17 protein-coding genes are annotated in these 16,838 nt (G+C 69.8%); 6 read left to right on the forward strand and 11 right to left on the reverse strand.

Going from position 1 to position 16,838, the window contains the following annotated elements:
* The first annotated feature begins 50 nt into the window (after positions 1 to 50).
* A complete protein-coding gene (locus tag ACFWIW_RS32205; RefSeq protein ID WP_378371919.1) occupies positions 51 to 1,019 on the forward strand; it encodes a GNAT family N-acetyltransferase in 969 nt (322 codons plus the stop codon).
* Positions 1,020 to 1,092: 73 nt separating this feature from the next.
* Entirely contained in the window at positions 1,093 to 2,028 is a 936-nt protein-coding gene (locus ACFWIW_RS32210; protein WP_378371920.1) for an aminoglycoside phosphotransferase, read from the forward strand.
* Positions 2,029 to 2,488: 460 nt separating this feature from the next.
* On the opposite strand, the gene ACFWIW_RS32215 is transcribed toward ACFWIW_RS32210, so the two are convergent.
* Together ACFWIW_RS32215 and ACFWIW_RS32220 are read right to left on the reverse strand one after the other, a co-directional pair.
* Positions 2,489 to 3,394 (reverse strand): 2-hydroxyacid dehydrogenase, encoded by a 906-nt coding sequence (locus tag ACFWIW_RS32215; RefSeq protein WP_378371921.1) that lies wholly within the window; start codon positions 3,392 to 3,394, stop codon positions 2,489 to 2,491.
* A gap of 28 nt (positions 3,395 to 3,422) precedes the next feature.
* Positions 3,423 to 3,779, reverse strand: coding sequence for a VOC family protein (locus ACFWIW_RS32220; protein ID WP_378371922.1), 357 nt, complete (start codon positions 3,777 to 3,779; stop codon positions 3,423 to 3,425).
* Between the two features lie 126 nt (positions 3,780 to 3,905).
* Here ACFWIW_RS32220 and ACFWIW_RS32225 point away from each other — a divergent pair, with 126 nt between their 5' ends.
* Together ACFWIW_RS32225 and ACFWIW_RS32230 are read left to right on the forward strand one after the other, a co-directional pair.
* Entirely contained in the window at positions 3,906 to 5,654 is a 1,749-nt protein-coding gene (locus tag ACFWIW_RS32225; protein ID WP_378371923.1) for a proline--tRNA ligase, read from the forward strand.
* On the forward strand, positions 5,654 to 6,580 hold the full coding sequence (locus ACFWIW_RS32230) for a hypothetical protein (RefSeq protein ID WP_378371924.1): 927 nt from the start codon (positions 5,654 to 5,656) through the stop codon (positions 6,578 to 6,580). The genes ACFWIW_RS32225 and ACFWIW_RS32230 overlap by 1 nt, the downstream gene beginning before the upstream one ends.
* Here ACFWIW_RS32230 and ACFWIW_RS32235 read toward each other — a convergent pair.
* The 4 genes from ACFWIW_RS32235 to ACFWIW_RS32250 form a co-directional block, all read right to left on the reverse strand.
* A complete protein-coding gene (locus ACFWIW_RS32235) occupies positions 6,517 to 8,691 on the reverse strand; it encodes a bifunctional lysylphosphatidylglycerol flippase/synthetase MprF (RefSeq protein WP_378371925.1) in 2,175 nt (724 codons plus the stop codon). The two genes, ACFWIW_RS32230 and ACFWIW_RS32235, sit on opposite strands and share 64 nt — an antisense overlap.
* A gap of 71 nt (positions 8,692 to 8,762) precedes the next feature.
* Positions 8,763 to 9,614 (reverse strand): hypothetical protein, encoded by an 852-nt coding sequence (locus ACFWIW_RS32240; protein WP_378371926.1) that lies wholly within the window; start codon positions 9,612 to 9,614, stop codon positions 8,763 to 8,765.
* On the reverse strand, positions 9,611 to 10,534 hold the full coding sequence (locus tag ACFWIW_RS32245) for a hypothetical protein (protein WP_378371927.1): 924 nt from the start codon (positions 10,532 to 10,534) through the stop codon (positions 9,611 to 9,613). Before ACFWIW_RS32245 ends, ACFWIW_RS32240 begins: the two co-directional genes overlap by 4 nt.
* A 9-nt stretch (positions 10,535 to 10,543) precedes the next feature.
* On the reverse strand, positions 10,544 to 11,230 hold the full coding sequence (locus ACFWIW_RS32250) for an HAD hydrolase-like protein (protein WP_240601439.1): 687 nt from the start codon (positions 11,228 to 11,230) through the stop codon (positions 10,544 to 10,546).
* 127 nt (positions 11,231 to 11,357) lie between these two features.
* Between ACFWIW_RS32250 and ACFWIW_RS32255 the strand changes: the two genes are divergently transcribed.
* Complete coding sequence (locus ACFWIW_RS32255) at positions 11,358 to 12,356, forward strand: ABC transporter permease (RefSeq protein ID WP_378371928.1); 999 nt, start codon at positions 11,358 to 11,360, stop codon at positions 12,354 to 12,356.
* On the opposite strand, the gene ACFWIW_RS32260 is transcribed toward ACFWIW_RS32255, so the two are convergent.
* From ACFWIW_RS32260 to ACFWIW_RS32270, 3 genes are read right to left on the reverse strand one after another with little or no spacing between them, the layout of a single operon-like run.
* Complete coding sequence (locus ACFWIW_RS32260) at positions 12,294 to 12,704, reverse strand: secondary thiamine-phosphate synthase enzyme YjbQ (RefSeq protein ID WP_378371929.1); 411 nt, start codon at positions 12,702 to 12,704, stop codon at positions 12,294 to 12,296. The two genes, ACFWIW_RS32255 and ACFWIW_RS32260, sit on opposite strands and share 63 nt — an antisense overlap.
* A gap of 5 nt (positions 12,705 to 12,709) precedes the next feature.
* A complete protein-coding gene (locus ACFWIW_RS32265; protein WP_378371930.1) occupies positions 12,710 to 13,519 on the reverse strand; it encodes a DUF3626 domain-containing protein in 810 nt (269 codons plus the stop codon).
* Positions 13,520 to 13,529: 10 nt separating this feature from the next.
* Positions 13,530 to 14,093, reverse strand: a complete 564-nt coding sequence (locus ACFWIW_RS32270; RefSeq protein ID WP_378371931.1) for a helix-turn-helix domain-containing protein — start codon at positions 14,091 to 14,093, stop codon at positions 13,530 to 13,532.
* Between the two features lie 31 nt (positions 14,094 to 14,124).
* Between ACFWIW_RS32270 and ACFWIW_RS32275 the strand changes: the two genes are divergently transcribed.
* Positions 14,125 to 14,655, forward strand: a complete 531-nt coding sequence (locus ACFWIW_RS32275; protein WP_378371932.1) for a GNAT family N-acetyltransferase — start codon at positions 14,125 to 14,127, stop codon at positions 14,653 to 14,655.
* Between the two features lie 91 nt (positions 14,656 to 14,746).
* Here the strand turns inward: ACFWIW_RS32275 and ACFWIW_RS32280 are convergent, their stop codons facing one another.
* Both ACFWIW_RS32280 and ACFWIW_RS32285 read right to left on the reverse strand, forming a co-directional pair.
* The gene (locus ACFWIW_RS32280; protein ID WP_378371933.1) at positions 14,747 to 15,391 is read right to left on the reverse strand and encodes a response regulator; all 645 of its coding nucleotides are present in this window, start codon (positions 15,389 to 15,391) and stop codon (positions 14,747 to 14,749) included.
* Between the two features lie 8 nt (positions 15,392 to 15,399).
* Positions 15,400 to 16,662 (reverse strand): sensor histidine kinase, encoded by a 1,263-nt coding sequence (locus tag ACFWIW_RS32285; protein ID WP_378371934.1) that lies wholly within the window; start codon positions 16,660 to 16,662, stop codon positions 15,400 to 15,402.
* Positions 16,663 to 16,838 lie beyond the last annotated feature (176 nt).

Raw genomic sequence — 16,838 nt, forward strand, 5'->3', positions numbered from 1 at the left:
GTAACTAAATGGAGTGCGTCACCCCGAGGCGCGGGCTTAGCCTCGTCCGCATGAGCCTGATCTGGCGCCCGCTGACCCTGGACGACATGCCGCGACTGGCCGAAACCTTCGCCGAGGCGGAGCGTGCCGAGCCGATCGAGGAGCACTACAGCGCGGAGGATCTCGCCGAAGAGATCGGTACGCCGACCGTCCACCTGCCGACGGCGTCCACCAGCGCGTGGGACGGCGACAAGCTGGTCGCCTACGGTCTGCTCCGCAAGCGCGACGCGGCGGATCAGGTGCACATGATGCGGGTGGAGACGCTCGTCCACCCCGCGTACCGCGACGACGTCATCGCCGCGCGCCTCACGAGCTGGTTCGAAGAGGCGGGCAAGGAGCTCCACGCGACGTCCCACCCGGGCGTACCGCTGGAACTGCACGCCGGGGCCAACACCAAGCAGCGCTGGCTCACCGGCGTGCTCGTGGGCGCCGGGTACGAGCACGCCCGGTGGTTCGTCGACATGCGTGCCGACCTCGCCTCGATCCCACCGGCGAAACCGCTGCCGGAAGAGTTCCCGCTCGTCGCGTACGAGGAGAAGTACGAGGCCCTCACGCTGCGATCCCGCAACGAGACCTTCGCGGATCACTGGGGGAGCACCGAGCAGTCGCCGGAGGCCTGGCGGCATCTGGTGGTCGGCGGGAAGGACTTCCAGCCGGACCTGTCGTTCCTCCTGCTGAGCCCGGACCGGGACAGGGTGGTCGCGATGGTGCTGAGCGCGTACTTCGCCTCCGACGAGGCCGCCACGGGCGTGAAGGATCTGTACGTCAGCCACGTCGCGACCGACGCGGGCCTTCGCGGGCGCGGCATCGCGGGCGCGCTGCTCGGGCACACGCTCGTCCAAGCCAAGGCCAAGGGGTTCCAGCGGGCCTCGCTCAACGTCGACCAGGACAACACGCACCGCGCCCTCGGGGTTTACGAGCGCGTCGGGTTCAGCGAGTTCCAACGCTGGGCCGGGTACGTGAAACCTGTTCCGACCTGACCGGTTGTCACCCGAAAGGGTGGATTTCGGTACAGTCGATCTTCTCGGAGAGATCGCTGGGGGTGGTAGGGCGTTGCCGGTTTCCGCACGCCTCGGCTGGCACGACCTTCCTTCGGCGACGCGTGACGCCGTCGAGCGCGAGCTCGGGTCGATGGTCCGTCGTTCGCTGTGGCAGACCCCGGAATTCGACGGCGGTGTCTCGGCGCGGCTCGAACTCGAACGCGGTCATCGCTGGGTCTTCCTGAAGGCGATCCCGGCGGGCAGCCCGCGCGCGGGCGGCTACCGGACGGAGGCCGCCATCGCGCGACGGCTTCCGCCGGAGGCGCCCACGCCGAAGCTGCTGTCCTTTGTGGATGGTGAATGGCTGGTGCTCGTGTTCGCCGACTTCGACGGCACCAGGCCGAACCTGCGCCCGGGATCGCCGGACCTCTCCGCGGTGCTGGCCACCTTCGGCGCGCTCGGGCGCACGCTCACCCCGTGCCCGCTGCCCGACGTGCCGGACGCGCTCGACGATCTCGGCCCGCTCCTGCGCGGCTGGCGCGAACTCGCGAAGGAACGCCCCGGCGACCTCGACGGATGGGCCGTCCGCAATCTCGACCGGCTCGTCCAGCTGGAGACGTCGTGGCATCCCTGGTCGGCCGGGGACACGTTGCTGCACAACGACATCCAGCCCGAATACCTGGTGCGGACCGGGCCGGGCCGGGTGCTCGTCACCAACTGGCGCTACCCGGCGAGGGGAGCGGGCTGGCTCGATCTGGTCGCGCTCGTCCCGTACCTGCTCGACGCCGGACACGAACCCGCCGACGTCGACCGGCTGCTCCGGCGTCGCCCCGTGCTGACCGGCGTCCCGGTGTGGGCGGTCACCGCGTTCGGTGTCGCGCTGGCCGGGCATGCCGAACGAGCGTGCCGGTTACCGGAACCGCCCGCGACGACGGGAGTCCGGGCCGCGCAACGCCGTCTCGCCGGGGCCATGCGGGAGTGGCTCGCTTACCGGACCCACTGGCAGTAACCGCCCGGCTCGTGAGTGGTTAGGACGGTTCTAACCGTCCAAACCACACACCAGAGGGGGGGGAGGTGGGGGGGGGGGGTGTTTTAAACAAAAGACGCAGCCGACCCGTCTGATGCGGCGATAGGCCCCTTCGCGTCTTGTTGCTGGCGCTCTGTTCGCCTTGCACCCTCCCGATTTGGCGCCGGGTTCGCCTGGTGGCGTCGAGGTGTGTCGCGAAAGCCACTTTCGCGACGTCTGGCGTCCTGGAAGTGGCTTTCGGGACCTGGTGCGACCAGAGCCCTCGCGACTTTCACGGCGGCCGGGGTGATGCGAAAGCCACTTTCGCAACCTTCAACGTTGTGAAAGTGGCTTTCGCAACGCGTCCGGCGGGGCAGGCAACGCGTCCGGCGGGGCAGGCAAGGCGCGCGGCAGTGCCCAGGCCCGGGCCGGCTCGTGAGTGGTTAGGACGGTTCTAACCGTCCTAGCCACTCACGAGGTTCAGCGGCTCCTCCCCGGCGGCGTACCGGCGCAGCTGCTCGGTGACCAGCCGCTTCGCCCGCGGGTAGAACGACGCCGAACCGCCCGCGATATGCGGCGTGATGATCACGCCCGGCGCGGTCCACAGCGGATGCCCGGCGGGCAGCGGTTCCGGATCGACGACGTCCAGCGCGGCGCGCAACCGCCCGGAGACGGTCTCGGCCGTGAGCGCCGCGGTGTCGATCGCCGAACCCCGCCCGACGTTCACCACCAGCGCGCCGTCCGGCAGCGCGGCGAGCTCCGCGGCACCGAACAGACCCATGGTCGCGGGCGTTTCGGGCAGGATCAGGACCACGATGTCGGCGGACGGCAGCAACTCGGCCAGTTCGCCGACGCCGTGCACCCGCTCCGCGGGCCGGGCCGTGCTCGCCACCCTGGTCACGATCGCCTCGGCCGCGATCAGCTGCCGCTCGATGGCCCGGCCGATCGAGCCGTGGCCGACCAGCAGCACCCGGCTGTCGGCCAGGGAGCGCGTGTGCTCGCGCTCCCACGACGCCGTCGTCTGCTGTGCGAACCAGCGCGGCAGATCCCGCTGCGAAGCGTGGATCAGCGCCAGCGCGTGCTCGGCCACGCTGAGGTCGTGCAGGCCGCGGCCGTTGGCCAGCTTCACTCCCGCCGGCACCAGCGGGATCAGCTTCTCCACCCCGGCCGACAACGACTGCACGAGCTTCAGCGAAGGAAGCTGGGCGATCAGCTTCATCGGCTCGGTGCCGGTGTCGTACGGCAGCACGTAGACCTCGACGTCGTCGAGACCTTCGTCCGGCAGCGGGCCCACGCCGTCGTAGAGCCGCGCGCTCAGCCCCTCGGGCAGCTCGATGTCGGACCAGGGCAGGATGGCTCGCTCCGTCATGCCGCCATTCTGACCATCGAGACCGGCGTCAGCCCTCGTGGGTCGCGACGCAGAATTCGTTGCCGACGGGATCGGCCAGCACCGTCCAGGCGAAACCCGGCATCTCGTGCTCGTCCAGCTTCTTCGCGCCCAGTCCGATCAAACGTTCCACCTCCTTGCCGATGTCGTCGGTCCCGAAGTCCACGTGGACCCGGTTCTTGCCCACCCGCTCCTCCGGCACGCGCTGGAAGGCGAACACGGGCCCGTTCTCCTTCGCGGCGTGCAGAATCAGGAACTCGCCGCCGTGGTCCTGATCCACCTCGACCCCGAGCGCCTTCGTCCAGAACGCCGCGAGCTCGCGCGGATCCGCGCAGTCGATCGTGATCATGCCCAGTTCGATACCCATGCCGGCACGCTAGCGGCGCCCACCGACAAAACCGGCCGACCGCGATAACCGGTTGAACCGGCCCAGGGCGGGGTGACTACGCTGCGCAGAACGTCTAAGCACGTAATTCCAGCGAGGAGCCCAGAAGTGATCACCAGGATGTCGTCGTTGTTCCTTCGCACCCTGCGTGAGGATCCGGCGGACGCCGAGGTACCGAGCCACCGGCTCCTGGTACGCGCCGGCTACGTCCGCCGGGTGGCCCCGGGCGGCTACTCCTGGCTGCCGCTGGGCCTGCGGGTGCTGCGCCGGATCGAGCAGGTCGTCCGTGACGAGATGAACGCGATCGGCGCGCAGGAGATCCAGTTCCCCGCGCTGCTGCCGAAGGAGCCTTACGAGGCCACAGGCCGGTGGACCGAGTACGGCGACGCCCTGTTCCGCCTCAAGGACCGCAAGGGTGCCGACTACCTCCTCGGCCCGACGCACGAAGAGCTCTTCGCGCTCACCGTGAAGGGTGAATACAGCTCGTACAAGGACTACCCGGTCGTCCTGTACCAAATCCAGACGAAGTACCGCGACGAGGCGCGTCCCCGCGCCGGCATCCTGCGCGGCCGCGAGTTCGTCATGAAGGACTCCTACTCCTTCGACCTCGACGACGAGGGCCTGAGCAAGTCGTACGAGCTGCACCGCCAGGCCTACACCAAGCTGTTCGACCGTCTCGGCATCGAGTACGTCGTCGTGAAGGCGACCTCCGGCGCGATGGGCGGGTCGGCCTCCGAGGAGTTCCTCGCCGTCGCCGAGACGGGCGAGGACACCTACGTCCGCAGCACCGAATCGGGTTACGCGGCCAACGTCGAAGCGGTCACCACGCCCGCTCCCGAGGCGAAGCCGATCGAGGGCCTCCCCGAGGCGAAGGTCCACCACACGCCGGACACCCCGACCATCGAGTCCCTGGTCGCGTTCCTGAACAACGCGGACCTCGGCCGCACCTTCACCGCCGCGGACACGCTCAAGAACGTGCTGGTGAAGACCCGTCAGCCGGGTGCGAAGGAGTGGGAGCTGCTGGCCATCGGCCTCCCCGGCGACCGCGAGGTCGACCCGAAGCGCCTCGAAGCGTCGCTCGAGCCCGCCGAGTTCGAGCTGCTCGAAGAGGCCGACTTCGCGAAGAACCCCTTCCTCGTCAAGGGCTACATCGGCCCGAAGGCGCTGAAGGACAACGGCGTCCGCTACCTGCTCGACCCGCGCGTCGTCGACGGCACCGCCTGGGTCACCGGCGCCGACGAGCGCGACCACCACGTGGTCGACCTGGTCGCGGGCCGCGACTTCACCGGTGACGGCACGATCGAGGCCGCCGAGGTCCGCGAGGGCGACGCGTCGCCCGACGGCAAGGGCACCCTGGTCGCGGCGCGCGGTATCGAGATCGGGCACATCTTCCAGCTGGGCCGCAAGTACGCGGACGCGTTCGAACTCGACGCCCTCGGCCCGGACTCCAAGCCCATCCGCATCACCATGGGTTCCTACGGCGTCGGCGTCTCGCGGCTGGTCGGCGTGCTCGCCGAGCAGAACCACGACGACCTCGGCATCGTCTGGCCGCGCGAGGTCTCGCCGTTCGACGTGCACATCGTCATCGCGGGCAAGGACGAGACGGTGGCCGCCGGCGCGGAGAAGCTCGCCGCCGAACTGGACGCCGCGGGTATCGAGGTCGTCCTCGACGACCGCAAGGCCACCCCTGGCGTGAAGTTCGCGGACGCGGAGCTCGTCGGTGTGCCGACGATCCTCGTCGTCGGGCGCGGACTGGCGAACGGTGTCGTCGAGGTCAAGGACCGCCGCACCGGCGACCGCGAGGAGATCGCCGTGGACGCGGTCGTGGAGCACCTGGTCAAGCTCGTCCGTTCGTAATGTTCGGCAAGAAGCGCGAGGATTCCCCGGGCTACGAGGACAACGCGGCGCTGGACGGGTTCGGGGGCTATCAGCCCTCGGACTCGTCCGGCTACACGCCCGCTGCCGAGACCCCGGCGCCTGAGCCAGAGCCGGAGAAGCCCGCGAAGCAGCCGATGTCGCGGAGCGGGCGAAGGGCCATGTACGGCTTCTTCGCGACGCTCGGCGTCATCACGGTCGCCGCGCTCGCGAACAACAGTGACCGGTCTTCGGAGACCAGCGCGCCGACACCTCGGGCGCCGATCGTCTACACGCCTTCACCTCGGGTCGTCGCGCCGCCGGTGACCGAAGGCTGGCAGTCGGTGGCGGGGAAGGACGGCGTCTACGCCTACGACGTCCCGCCGAACTGGACGCCGAAACCCGGCACGATCCACGGCTGGGAGAAGGGCACCCAGGTCCCGGGCATCACCATGGTCGCCAGCGCCTTCGTCGGGGAGGGCTACTGCCCGCAGGAGAAGCGAAGCAGGATCGGCGGCAGCGGCGTGGCCAACATCAAGCTCGCCGATCCGGCCGCCGCGGCGAAGAAGGCGGTCGACGACCTCACCGTCAGCGCCTACAACCCCGAAGACGGCCCTCTGACGGCCAAGGTCACCGTGGAACAGCCCCAAACGACCGAGTTCACGCTGGGCACCGGCAAGAAGGTCCCCGCGAGCATCGTCCTCGCGGAGGTCGTCACCCCGCCGGGTGCCTGCGGCGCCCACCGCGCCTTGGTCGGCGTGATCGCGCCCCAGCTGGGTGAAGCCTCGGCGGCCCTGGCCGTCTATTCGGGCCAGGACGCGCCGGGCGGTGCGGACCGCGAGCTGATCCTGAAGATCCTCAAGACCTACCGGGGTGTCCCGGAGGCCGACCGCAAGACCATCACGCCGCCGCCTTCGACGTTGCGCTGAGGCTTCTTGCCCGACCGCGCGAGCTTCGCCAGCCGCAGCAACCCGGTGTTCGGCAGGTAGGCCCGGCCGAGCGCGATCCCGATCCGCGGCAGATCCGCCTCGTCGCGGAACGCGAGGTACAGCGGCACGTGACGCGGCTGGAACTTCGCCTTGAACGCGTGCAGCGAACGGAAACCGTAGAACGGTTCCATCATCGTGCCGAGCGCGTCCAGCACCCGCTCGACGGCGTGCGCGGGTTCGCCGGAGCTCGCCAGCGGGGCGCCGGACAGCGAAACGAACTTCGCGCCTTCTTCGCGGAAAGCCAGGCAGGACGACGCGATCAGGAACTCCATCGACGGACGGAACCCGTCGGCGCGTTTGCGCATGACGTCGAGTGTCCAGCCGCCGATCGCGCCCGCGCCGGTGTACACCGGCAGCCACGACGTCACGCCGTGGACCACGCCGTCGGCGTCCACCGCGAGCCCCACCCGGGTCTCGGGGTCCATCGCCTCGTCGACACCGCCGAGGGTGAAACCCATTTCCGGCATGCCCTTGTCGCCGATCCACTCCTCGGAGATCGCGCGGACCTGCGAGATCACCGCGCGCGGCTGGTCGGCGAGCCGGACGAGCCGGAACTCGACGCCGTCCTTCTTGGCGCGGTTGAGCGCGGTCCGCACGTCCTGCCAGCGCTTCCCGCGGAATTCCAGCGTTTCCAGTTCGATCAGGGTGTCCTCGGCGACCTGGACCTGCTTCCAGCCGAGCTCCTCGGTTTTGGCGGTGGTGTCACCGGTGGCGGAGAACAGGCACGGCACGAGACCGGTGTTCTCGCACATCGTGATGAATTCGGCGATCGTCCGGTCGGCGGCGCCGTCCGGGGCGATCGGGTCGCCGAGGGCGATGGCCACCCCGGCGTGGCGCCGGTAGGCGAGGTAGGACTTGCCGTCCGCGGCGACGAAGTACGAGTTCTGCGGCCAGGTCGTCATCCACGAAAGGGTGCTTCCGCCGTGACGGCTGAGCAGCGTGCGGGCCAGCGCGGGGTTGCCCATCCGGCCGAGACGGCGGCACTTCCGCCGCGACGGCACGCGGAAAGCGCCGCGCGAGGAGACCAGCAGCGCGAATTCGACCGTCCACAGCAGGTTGTCCACGAAGAACAGCGGCGGATCCACCACGCCGGCGTCCTCGCCGAAGATCTCCGCGAGGGTGAGCACCCCGCCGTAGACCATCACCTGCAGGATGACGAACGAGGTCAGGATCATCGCGCACCACCAGGCGACCTGGCTGCCCTTGCGCAGGCCGTTCATGATCGGCACCACGATCAGGCACAGGACGACGACTTCCCAGGTGGACAGCGAAAGCTCTTCGGACGAACCGAAGGGGCCGTTGCCAGGCACGAAGGACATCACCAGTTCGGCGACCGTCAGCACCAGCAGACCGGCCATCACGTAGAACCGCCACTCGCGCAGGCTCGGCCTCCGCCCGCGCGAGGATTCCTTGGCACCGACGAACTTCCGCCCGAACGGCAACGCGAGGACGAGGGCGAAGAAGTGCACGAGATCGGCGAGCGTGCCGACGAAGATGATCGCGACCCCGGCGTAGACGCACAGCCCGGCGCGCAGGCGCAGGCGCCACGGCGGGCGGAGGGTGGCGCTGGCGACCGCGACCGCGGCGAGCGCGCCGCCGGAGAATCCGACGTCGAGGCTGCCCGCGACGCGTTCCGCCCATTCCCAGCCGGAGTTGCGGCTCAAGGCAAGGAACTGGACCGCCACCAGCACGCTGACGAACTGGCCGCCGATGGCGACGGCCATCGCCCGGCGGGTGCCGAGCCGCCATTCCGCGAATCCGGCGAACAACGCGAAGCTGAGCACCATCGGCAGGTAGTACAGCGGGACGACCGCGAACAGCGGTCCGGTGAACAAGGTCCACCACCGGCCTGCTTCGAGCGACGGCAGCCCATACGCGATGTACGGGTACACCGCGCGGTCCTCGGCGGCCGACCAGAGCGCGCCCGTGGCCAAGGCGAGCGCGAGCATGGTCACCGTGACGAGGGTGGTGAAAGGCAGCCGGTGCCTCAGCACCGTGGCGATCTTGTGCGTCCGGCCCGGCGCGGCCGTCCCGCTTCCCCCTTTTGGCATGGAACTCAAATTAGGGGCGGGAGGGGCGCGGACACATCCGGCACGGGACCCATATTTCCCTTAGGGGAGTGCTACTCGCGACGGATGCTCTCACCCATCTTGAGGACGACGCCGCTGGCTATCGCACCGGGGATCCCCTGGTCCGCCAGTACCAGGAGGACGTGGTAACGGCCCGATCCGGGCAGTGCGCGCAGCGGGAGGGCGATCGCGGTGATCGCGACCGAAGGCGCCGGGCACGGCCCGTCCGGGGCGGGGACGACGGTGGTGGTCACGGCGGTGGCGGTCGTCCCGCCGTCGAGGACGGGCACCGGCCCGGCCTCGCCGATCTCCGCCTTCGGGGCGTGCCCGTACGCCGCTTCGGCCCAGCGGATCGTCGTTTCCTCGGCCGCCTGTGCGAGGCCGCCGACCTCGCCCTCGTCGATCGTGGTGAACCCCGCCATCGCGCGCGCCGACAGATCGGAGCCGGGGCAGAAGGCATGCCGGTACCGCGCGACGCCTTGCAGCGTGATGAGGTCCCCGGCCGGGGTCTCGTAGCCGATGGCGACGTCGGGCTCTTCGAGTTTCCAGTCCGGCGGGGCGTCGTAGACGAGCGGGTGATCGTCGGACAGCACCGGTTGCCAGCCCGCGATCACGGGCTCGATCCGGGTGGCGGGCACCGGGTCGGGCAGGACGAGATCGTGGGCGGACGGCGGCGGGGGCGCGGTCTTGGCCTGATAGGTGGCCGTCGTGCCGACGGCGAGGACGATGGCGAGCCCGAGGACTCCCAGTGTCGGGCGGAGACGCAGGCGGCGGCGCGGCGGAACGGTGTCCCGGACGACCGGGAGCGGACTCGTCTGTTCGGCTTCGGTTTCGAGCGGCCGCCCGGTGAGCGGATCGACGAACCACTGCCGAGGTTCGTCGATGTGCCCACCGGGGCCGGTCATTGCTGAGGCCTCAGACTCGCCAGGATCTTCTGTGCCTCCGACTCGGGCAGCGCGTCGGGGGTGCCCTGGTCGATGGCCATGACGAAGCAGATGGTCTGGTCGCCGGATTTGAACGCGGCCGAGGTGACCTTCACGCTCGGGGCGCGGCATTCCTCGGATTCGGCCGGGGTGAAGGTCCCGGTCGAGCTGACCGCCTGGATCGAGCCGCCCGCGATCGGCACCTGCGTGATGGCGGGCATCGGGACGTCGGGTTTGCCGGTGGCGGCCTGGATCCAGAGCCGGACGGCGCCCCTGGCGGCGTTCTCGACCGGGATCTGGTCCGCGGTGGCGAAGCCGACGACACCGCGGTTCGAGCCGCGGGCCTCCGGGCAGGCACCGAGTTTGTACGTCGACGCCTCGTGGATGACCATCTTGTATTCGCCCTCGTTGTAGCCGACGATCTGGCCCGGCTCGGTCTCCCAGCCCGACGCGGGCAGGTCGTAGGCGGTTTTGTCCTTGACCGACAGGATCCCCTGCCAGCCGGGCGTCGTCGAGGGCACTTTGTTGTCTTTCGGCGCTCCGCTGCTCGATGACGGCGGTTTCGTCGCCGAAGACGACGGCGGCGGCGCGGGCGCGGACGAAGATTGCGGCGCCGCCTGTGGCTGCGGTTCGTCACCGTCACGCAGGACGAAGAAGAGCGTGGCGCCGACGGCGATGACCAGCACGAGCGCGCCGAGGCCGATCCACAGGCCCTTCTTGCCGCCCTTCGGCGGCTCCGGCGCGAAACCCTGGTACGACTGCTGCGGGAACTGCTGGAACCCCTGCTGCTGGTGACCCTGGTACTGCTGCTGGGGCGGATATCCCTGCTGCGGTGGGTACTGCTGATAGGGCTGCTGCGGTTGCTGCTCCGGCCAGCCGTTGCCGCCGCCTGGGTATGCCATGGACCGAGCTTAGTTGGCGCCCCCGAGCACGGCCGCACGTACCGCTACCAGGTCGGACAGGTCGCCGAGCACGGTGTGCGCCCCCGCGTCGGCCAGTTCCTCCGCGCTGAACTGCCCGGTCGCCACGGCCACCGCGACGGCGCCGTTGTCGAGCGCGGCACGCACGTCGTCCGGCGTGTCGCCGATGACGACGACCGACTCCGGCGCGAACTCGGTGCCGTGTTTCGCCGAAGCGTGGCCGACCGCGGCGGGCACCAGATCGGGCCGGTGCGCCGAGAGCGAGCCATAGCCGCCGATCTCGAAGTCCACGTGCTCGTGCAGATCGAACGCGGTCAGCTTGTGCACCGAGATCTCCGGCAGATTCCCGGTGACCAGTGTCTGGACGACGCCGCCGTGCGTGGCGAAGGCGTTCAGCGCGTCTTTGGCGCCAGGGAGCGCCCGGCCGCTGGAAGACAGGGTCGGGGCGTGGCTTTCGGAGACCGCGATCAGCGCGAGCCAGAGCTTGCGCACGTTCTCCTCGGTGGGCTCGACGCCGTGCGAGGTCAGGATGTCCGCGCTGATGGCGCGTTCGGTGCGGCCGCCGAAATTCGGCAGGGCCCGCAGTTCGACGCCGGCGACCTCGGCGAGCGCGGTCGTGTACCAGGCGGCGCCCACGCCGCGCAGGTCCACGAGGGTCTGGTCGATGTCCCACAGCACGAGCCGATGCGGAGTAGTCACGCGATCGACGGTACCGGTGAGCTTATTCAACGTCTGTTGACTTCTGTGTGGACGGGGCTTACCTTGGCAGCTAATTCAACAAGTGACGAATAAATGGAGGACGGCCATGCCGAACCGTCGCCCCGCCGGGGCCTTCGCCTTACTCGCCGCGCTGGCCGGCGCGCTGGTCGCCGCCGTGCTCGGCTTCCTCACCTTCGGCGCGCAGGCCACCGTCGCGCCCGACGGTCTCCCGCTCGCCGTGGCCGCGCCCCCGGGGCCGCTCCAGTCGGCCGCGAACGGGATCGCCGCCCATGGCGGAGGCCAGGTCTCGTGGCGGGTGACCTCGCCCGAGGAAGGCCGGAAACTGTTGGAGGACAAGGAGGTCTACGGAGTCCTCGAACTTCCGTCGACGGTCGTGCTCTCCGGGGCGGTGAACCCGTCCGGGACACAGATCGCGCAGCAGGCACTGACCGGTGCCGCGCAGGCCCTCGGCGGGACACCGAAGATCGAAACGCTGCACCCCGCGAGCGCGGCGGGCCGGGTCGCTCCGCTCGCGCTGAGCGCGCTGGCGTGGGTCGGCTGCCTGATCGCGGGCGCCGTGCTGGTACTGGCCGGACGGCGGACCGGCCGGGACGCGGGCGCCGCCGCCCGCTTCACGCAGATCCTGGCGGCCGGGGTGCTGGTCACCGCCGTGCTGGCCGGATTCCTGAAACTGTGGGACTCCGCGCTCCCGCTCGGCTGGGACGTCCTCGGCTTCCTTTTCCTGGCCTCCACCGGATTCGCCGCCCTGCAGACCGGGCTGCTGCGGTTGCTCGGCATCCGGGCGATGGCGATCCTCGGCCCGCTGTACCTGGTCGCGCCCGCCGTCGCGGGCCAGGTGCCGGAACTGCTGAACCCCGCGTACCGCGCGGTGCTGTGGTCCTGGACGCCGTTCCGGTTCGCGGCGGAAGGGCTCCGGAGCCTGCTGCAGGGCGTGCCCGGCGCGCCGGACGTGACGACCGGGGTGTGGGTGCTCGCCGGGCTGCTCGTGGCAGGACTGGTGCTCGCGCTGTGGCCGGGCCGGTCAGCCCTCCAGAAGACTGAAGCGGACGCGCCGGACCGGGTTGTCCAGGTTGGTGTCCACTAGGCAGACCGACTGCCAGGTGCCCAGCGTCATCACCCCGCCGAGCACCGGGATCGTCGCGAACGGCGGCAGCAGCGCGGGCAGGACGTGGTCACGGCCGTGACCGGGACTGCCGTGCTGATGCCGCCAGCGGCCGTCGCGGGGGAGCAACTCGTCGAGCGCCATGAGCAGGTCTTCGTCGCTGCCGGCGCCGGTTTCGAGGATCGCCAGCCCGGACGTCGCGTGCGGGACGAAGACGTGCAGGATCCCGTCCTCGGCGTCCGCGTCGCGCAGGAAGGCCTCGGCGTCCTTGGTCAGGTCGTGCACCACGGCCACGCTGCCGGTGCGCACCTCGATCTCCGTGGAGTACATGCTGTTCACGGTAGTGCCCCGAAGCGGGCGACGTAGTGCCACACACGTTTGAGGGCCTGCTGGTCGAGGTGCCGTGCTTCGCCGAGGACGCGCGGGTCGAGATAGCCGTCTTCGGCCAGTGCCAGGCCGAGTTCGACGAATTCTGCGCCCCGGTACGCCGGATGCCGTTGGAGTTCTTCGGTGGACAGGCGGAAACCCGGATGCCATTCGACCGGGCAGCCGAGCCGTGAAGCGGCCTTCTCGACGTCGGTGCCGCGGTGGCTCGGGTCGAGAACCAGGGCTTCGACGTCCTTCGCGAGGTCGACAGGGCCGTGGACGTGTGCCTCGATGTAGTCGTCGAGCAGATCGGTGTCGTCTTGCTCCGCCAGCTCGATCAGCGCGGAAACCCTGGTGCCGTGGCCGAAATCCGCCGGATCCAGGACGCTGTCCGGGTAGCAGAACGTCGTCCTGCCGAGGGTGTGCGCGGCCATGCGGAAGTGGGCGGAGCCGAATCTCGGCGCGCCACCGGCCGGGCGGTGACGGAAGTTCAACGCGCCGTATTTCGGCCGTTCGGCCGCGGGCGCGTCGTCGTAGGCGCCGCCGAACATCCGGCTTTCCCAGAGCCAGCGGTCTCCGCCGGGACGCGCGGTGAGCCCGCCGTTGCTCGTCCCGGTTTCGAACTGGTTGCGGTAGAACCCGTCCTCGGCCATCGCGTCGAGCAGCGGGCGTCCGTCCACTGTGGATCTGTCGGGATGGAAGTGCAGTGTCACCGGCAATCCGGCCTCGTGCCCGCCGCGTGCTTTCGCCGCGACGTACGCGAGGGCCCGGGACTTCATCATCCGAGTATCAGGCGTGCCGTCGCGCCAAGGCGACCAGATATCGGACCGGCTCCTCGGTCGGGTTGACGTAAGCGCAGGGCTGCGGGGTGCCGAGCTGCAGGCAATCACCCGCGTCGAGTTCGTGCTCGACATCGCCCTCGCGGAATCGCAGCTGCCCGTCGAGCACCCAGATCTGGTGATGGGTCAGCGCGTAGGTGTGGGCGGGGAAGGCGACTTCGGCGCCCGCGGGCAGCACGACCTCGACCAGCTCCAGCGGCCCGCCGAGCGAAGGCGAGACCGCGCGGCGCACGTACCCGGTGTCAGGGTCGGTCCAAGTCGGCTGATCGGCGACGCGCACGAGCCGACGGTCGCCGTGTTCGGCGCGGGCGATCAGCTCGGACAACGTCATGCCGAGCGCGGCGGAAAGCCTGCTGAGCAGGACCGCCGTCGGCTGTGCCTCGCCGCGTTCGATCTTGCCGATCATCGCCCTGGACACGCCCGAGGACTCGGCGAGGGCGTTGGCCGAAAGGTTCTGATCGAGTCTCGCGGACTGGAGCGTCGCGGCGAGCGACGCGGACAAGGGATCGGGCATGGTGCTCACTATAGTGGCAGCCTCGGTTACTATGGTCACCATGGTGATCAGGGAAGCGACGGAAGCCGACGCGACGGCGTGCGCGGAGATCTACGCACCGTATGTCACCGACACGGTGATCTCGTTCGAAACCGAGCCGCCCAAACCGGACGAGATGGCCGAACGCATCGCCAAGGCGCGGAAATCACACGCATGGCTCGTGCTCGAAGACGACGAAGGTCGCGTCGTCGGCTACGCCTACGGAGGCCCTTTCAGCGGCAGGCCGTCGTATCGCTGGTCTTGCGAGGTCAGCATCTATCTTGAGCTCGGCCGCCGGAGGACCGGTGGCGGGCGCGCGCTCTATCAGGCGCTGCTGGACGGGCTGGCGTCACGCGGGTTCCGGAACTTCTGCGCGGGCATGGTGCTGCCGAACGACGCGAGCGCCGGGCTGCACCGCGCGCTGGGATTCGAGCCGGTGGGGACCTACCGGCGGATCGGGTACAAGCACGGGGCTTGGCGGGATGTCGCGTGGGTGCAGCTGTGCCTGCCCGAACTGGACGGGCCCCCGGTGGAGCCGCGGTGATCCGGGCGCTGAAGGACGCTTTCCCCGCATGCGATGCAGTGAAAGGGTCCTTCACCGCGTGAGATGCGGGGAAAGGCCCCTTCAGCCCCGCCTAAGACTCCAGGTACCGCAGCACGGCGAGAACCCGCCGGTTGTCCCCTTCGGACTGTGGCAGTGCCAGCTTCCCGAAGATGCTCGACACGTACTTCTCCACCGAGCCCGCCGAAAGGAACAGCGCCGCCGCGATGGCCGAGTTCGACCGGCCCTCGGCCATCAACCCCAGCACCTCGCGCTCCCGCGGCGTCAGACCCGCGAGCGCGTCCGTCTTGCGGGTGGCGGTGAACAGCTGGCTGACCACTTCCGGGTCGAGCACCGTCTCACCCTCGGCGACCCGGCGGAGCGCGTCGAGGAAGTCCGACACCTCCGCGACGCGGTCCTTCAGCAGATAGCCGACGCCGCCCGCGCGATCGGCAAGGAGCTCTGTCGCGTACTGCGTCTCGACGTACTGCGAGAACAGCAGGATCGCGCAACCCGGCAGCTCCGCCCGCAGCGCGATGGACGCGCGCAGTCCTTCGTCCGTGTGCGTCGGCGGCATCCGGATATCCACAATGGACACGTCCGGCCGATGTTCGCGGACCGCCGCGCACAGGCCGTCGCCGTCGGCGACGGCCGCGACGACCTCGTGCCCCCGAAGGTTCAGCAGTTCGACGAGCCCCGCCCGGAGGATGGCCGAATCCTCCGCGATCACGACGCGCACGCCGCCCCCTATTTCCGTATCGGTATTTCCGCGCTGATCACCGTAGGCCCCCCGACAGGGCTGTCGATGTCGAGCCCGCCGTCCACCGTCGCGAGCCGCTCGGCGATCCCGGCGAGCCCTCCGCCGCGTACCGGCCGGGCCCCGCCTTCGCCGCCGTCGCGCACCACGAGACGCAGGTCTTCGCCGACGATACCCACGTCGACCTCGATCGCGGACGAAGTGTGCTTGGCGGCATTGGTCAGCAGTTCGGCGACGGTGAAGTAGGCGATGGTCTCGATCGACGGGGACGGTCTGCTCGGCAGGTCCACGGTGATCCGCGCGTCGATGCCCGAACGCGCGGCCAAAGTGGACAGTGCGACGTCGAGGCCGGCGTCGAGCGCGGCGGGATGGATACCGCGGGCGAGGTCGCGAAGTTCGACGAGTGCCTGTTTCGCGTTGGCGTGCGCGGCGGTGACCAGGGCGGTGACCTGCTCTATGTCGCCGTCACCGGCCAGTTCGTCCTTCGCGATGCCGAGCTTCATCGCCAGCGCGACCAGCTGGGCCTGCGCGCCGTCGTGCAGATCGCGTTCGATCCGGCGCAGCCGCCGGGCCGCGTCGTCGACCGCGGTCGCGCGGCTGCGTTCGAGATCGCGCACCCGCTTCGAAAGGTCCTCGGCGCCGAGGACGCCGCGCACCAGCAGCCGGTCGAACTCGGTGAGACCGCGGACCACCCACGGCATCGCCAGCAGAACGGCCAGCCCGGTGACGGCGAGCGGCAGGGTCAGGGGCCAGGTGTCGACGCGCAGGTCGAACGTCGGCATGGCCTCGCCGTTCAGGGTGAACCAGAACAGCGGATAGCTCATCGTGCTCACCGCGTACACGAACAGCGTCACGACCAGGAAGAACTCGATCAACGACAGGGGCAGCCGGATCACCAGGTAGGCGATCGACCGCCAGCCGAGCGGATCCCCGAGCCTGCCTTTGACGCCGTTCCAGAGGCCTGGCCGCAGTCCGGGCCGGGCAGGCGGGGTGACCGTCGTCCCGAGCAGGGCGCGCGCCAGGCCGATATGGGCGATGCCGATCAGCCTCGCGCCTGCCAGGACGCCGATGAGCACCGGAACCCCGATGGTCAGCAGGCTCAGGCCCGCCCCGAGGACCAGCCCGAGGACGACGAGCACCACGAACGTCAGCGTCAGCGGCGCGCCGACGACCACCCAGGCCAGCTCGGCCCAGTACGCGCGGTTCAGCTGTGCGCCGAGGACGCGTCCGAACAGGGCGGGGCGGGTGATCACGGTTTAAGCCTGCCGTGGCCACCCGCCCCTTGCCCATCCGGTTTTCCCTAGTCTTCGCGCGTGCGGCGTCGGTACAGCTGGTCGTGGGTTGGGGGTTTGGGGTGTTGAACACAAAGCCACTAACGCCAACCCCAAAGCGGTGGGCCTGTAAGGAGGGGCTGTGGTGGCGCGCAGCG

Source organism: Amycolatopsis sp. NPDC058340 (assembly GCF_042723975.1).
Taxonomy (GTDB): domain Bacteria; phylum Actinomycetota; class Actinomycetes; order Mycobacteriales; family Pseudonocardiaceae; genus Amycolatopsis.

Bases quoted from the DNA above. Each gene is read 5' to 3' on its own strand.
- ACFWIW_RS32205 (WP_378371919.1), top strand. From the start codon at position 51: ATGAGCCTGATCTGGCGCCCGCTGACCCTGGACGACATGCCGCGACTG.
- ACFWIW_RS32215 (WP_378371921.1), bottom strand. From the start codon at position 3,394: ATGACGGAGCGAGCCATCCTGCCCTGGTCCGACATCGAGCTGCCCGAG.
- ACFWIW_RS32220 (WP_378371922.1), bottom strand. From the start codon at position 3,779: ATGGGTATCGAACTGGGCATGATCACGATCGACTGCGCGGATCCGCGC.
- ACFWIW_RS32230 (WP_378371924.1), top strand. From the start codon at position 5,654: ATGTTCGGCAAGAAGCGCGAGGATTCCCCGGGCTACGAGGACAACGCG.
- ACFWIW_RS32235 (WP_378371925.1), bottom strand. From the start codon at position 8,691: ATGCCAAAAGGGGGAAGCGGGACGGCCGCGCCGGGCCGGACGCACAAG.
- ACFWIW_RS32240 (WP_378371926.1), bottom strand. From the start codon at position 9,614: ATGACCGGCCCCGGTGGGCACATCGACGAACCTCGGCAGTGGTTCGTC.
- ACFWIW_RS32245 (WP_378371927.1), bottom strand. From the start codon at position 10,534: ATGGCATACCCAGGCGGCGGCAACGGCTGGCCGGAGCAGCAACCGCAG.
- ACFWIW_RS32255 (WP_378371928.1), top strand. From the start codon at position 11,358: ATGCCGAACCGTCGCCCCGCCGGGGCCTTCGCCTTACTCGCCGCGCTG.
- ACFWIW_RS32260 (WP_378371929.1), bottom strand. From the start codon at position 12,704: ATGTACTCCACGGAGATCGAGGTGCGCACCGGCAGCGTGGCCGTGGTG.
- ACFWIW_RS32265 (WP_378371930.1), bottom strand. From the start codon at position 13,519: ATGAAGTCCCGGGCCCTCGCGTACGTCGCGGCGAAAGCACGCGGCGGG.
- ACFWIW_RS32270 (WP_378371931.1), bottom strand. From the start codon at position 14,093: ATGCCCGATCCCTTGTCCGCGTCGCTCGCCGCGACGCTCCAGTCCGCG.
- ACFWIW_RS32275 (WP_378371932.1), top strand. From the start codon at position 14,125: ATGGTCACCATGGTGATCAGGGAAGCGACGGAAGCCGACGCGACGGCG.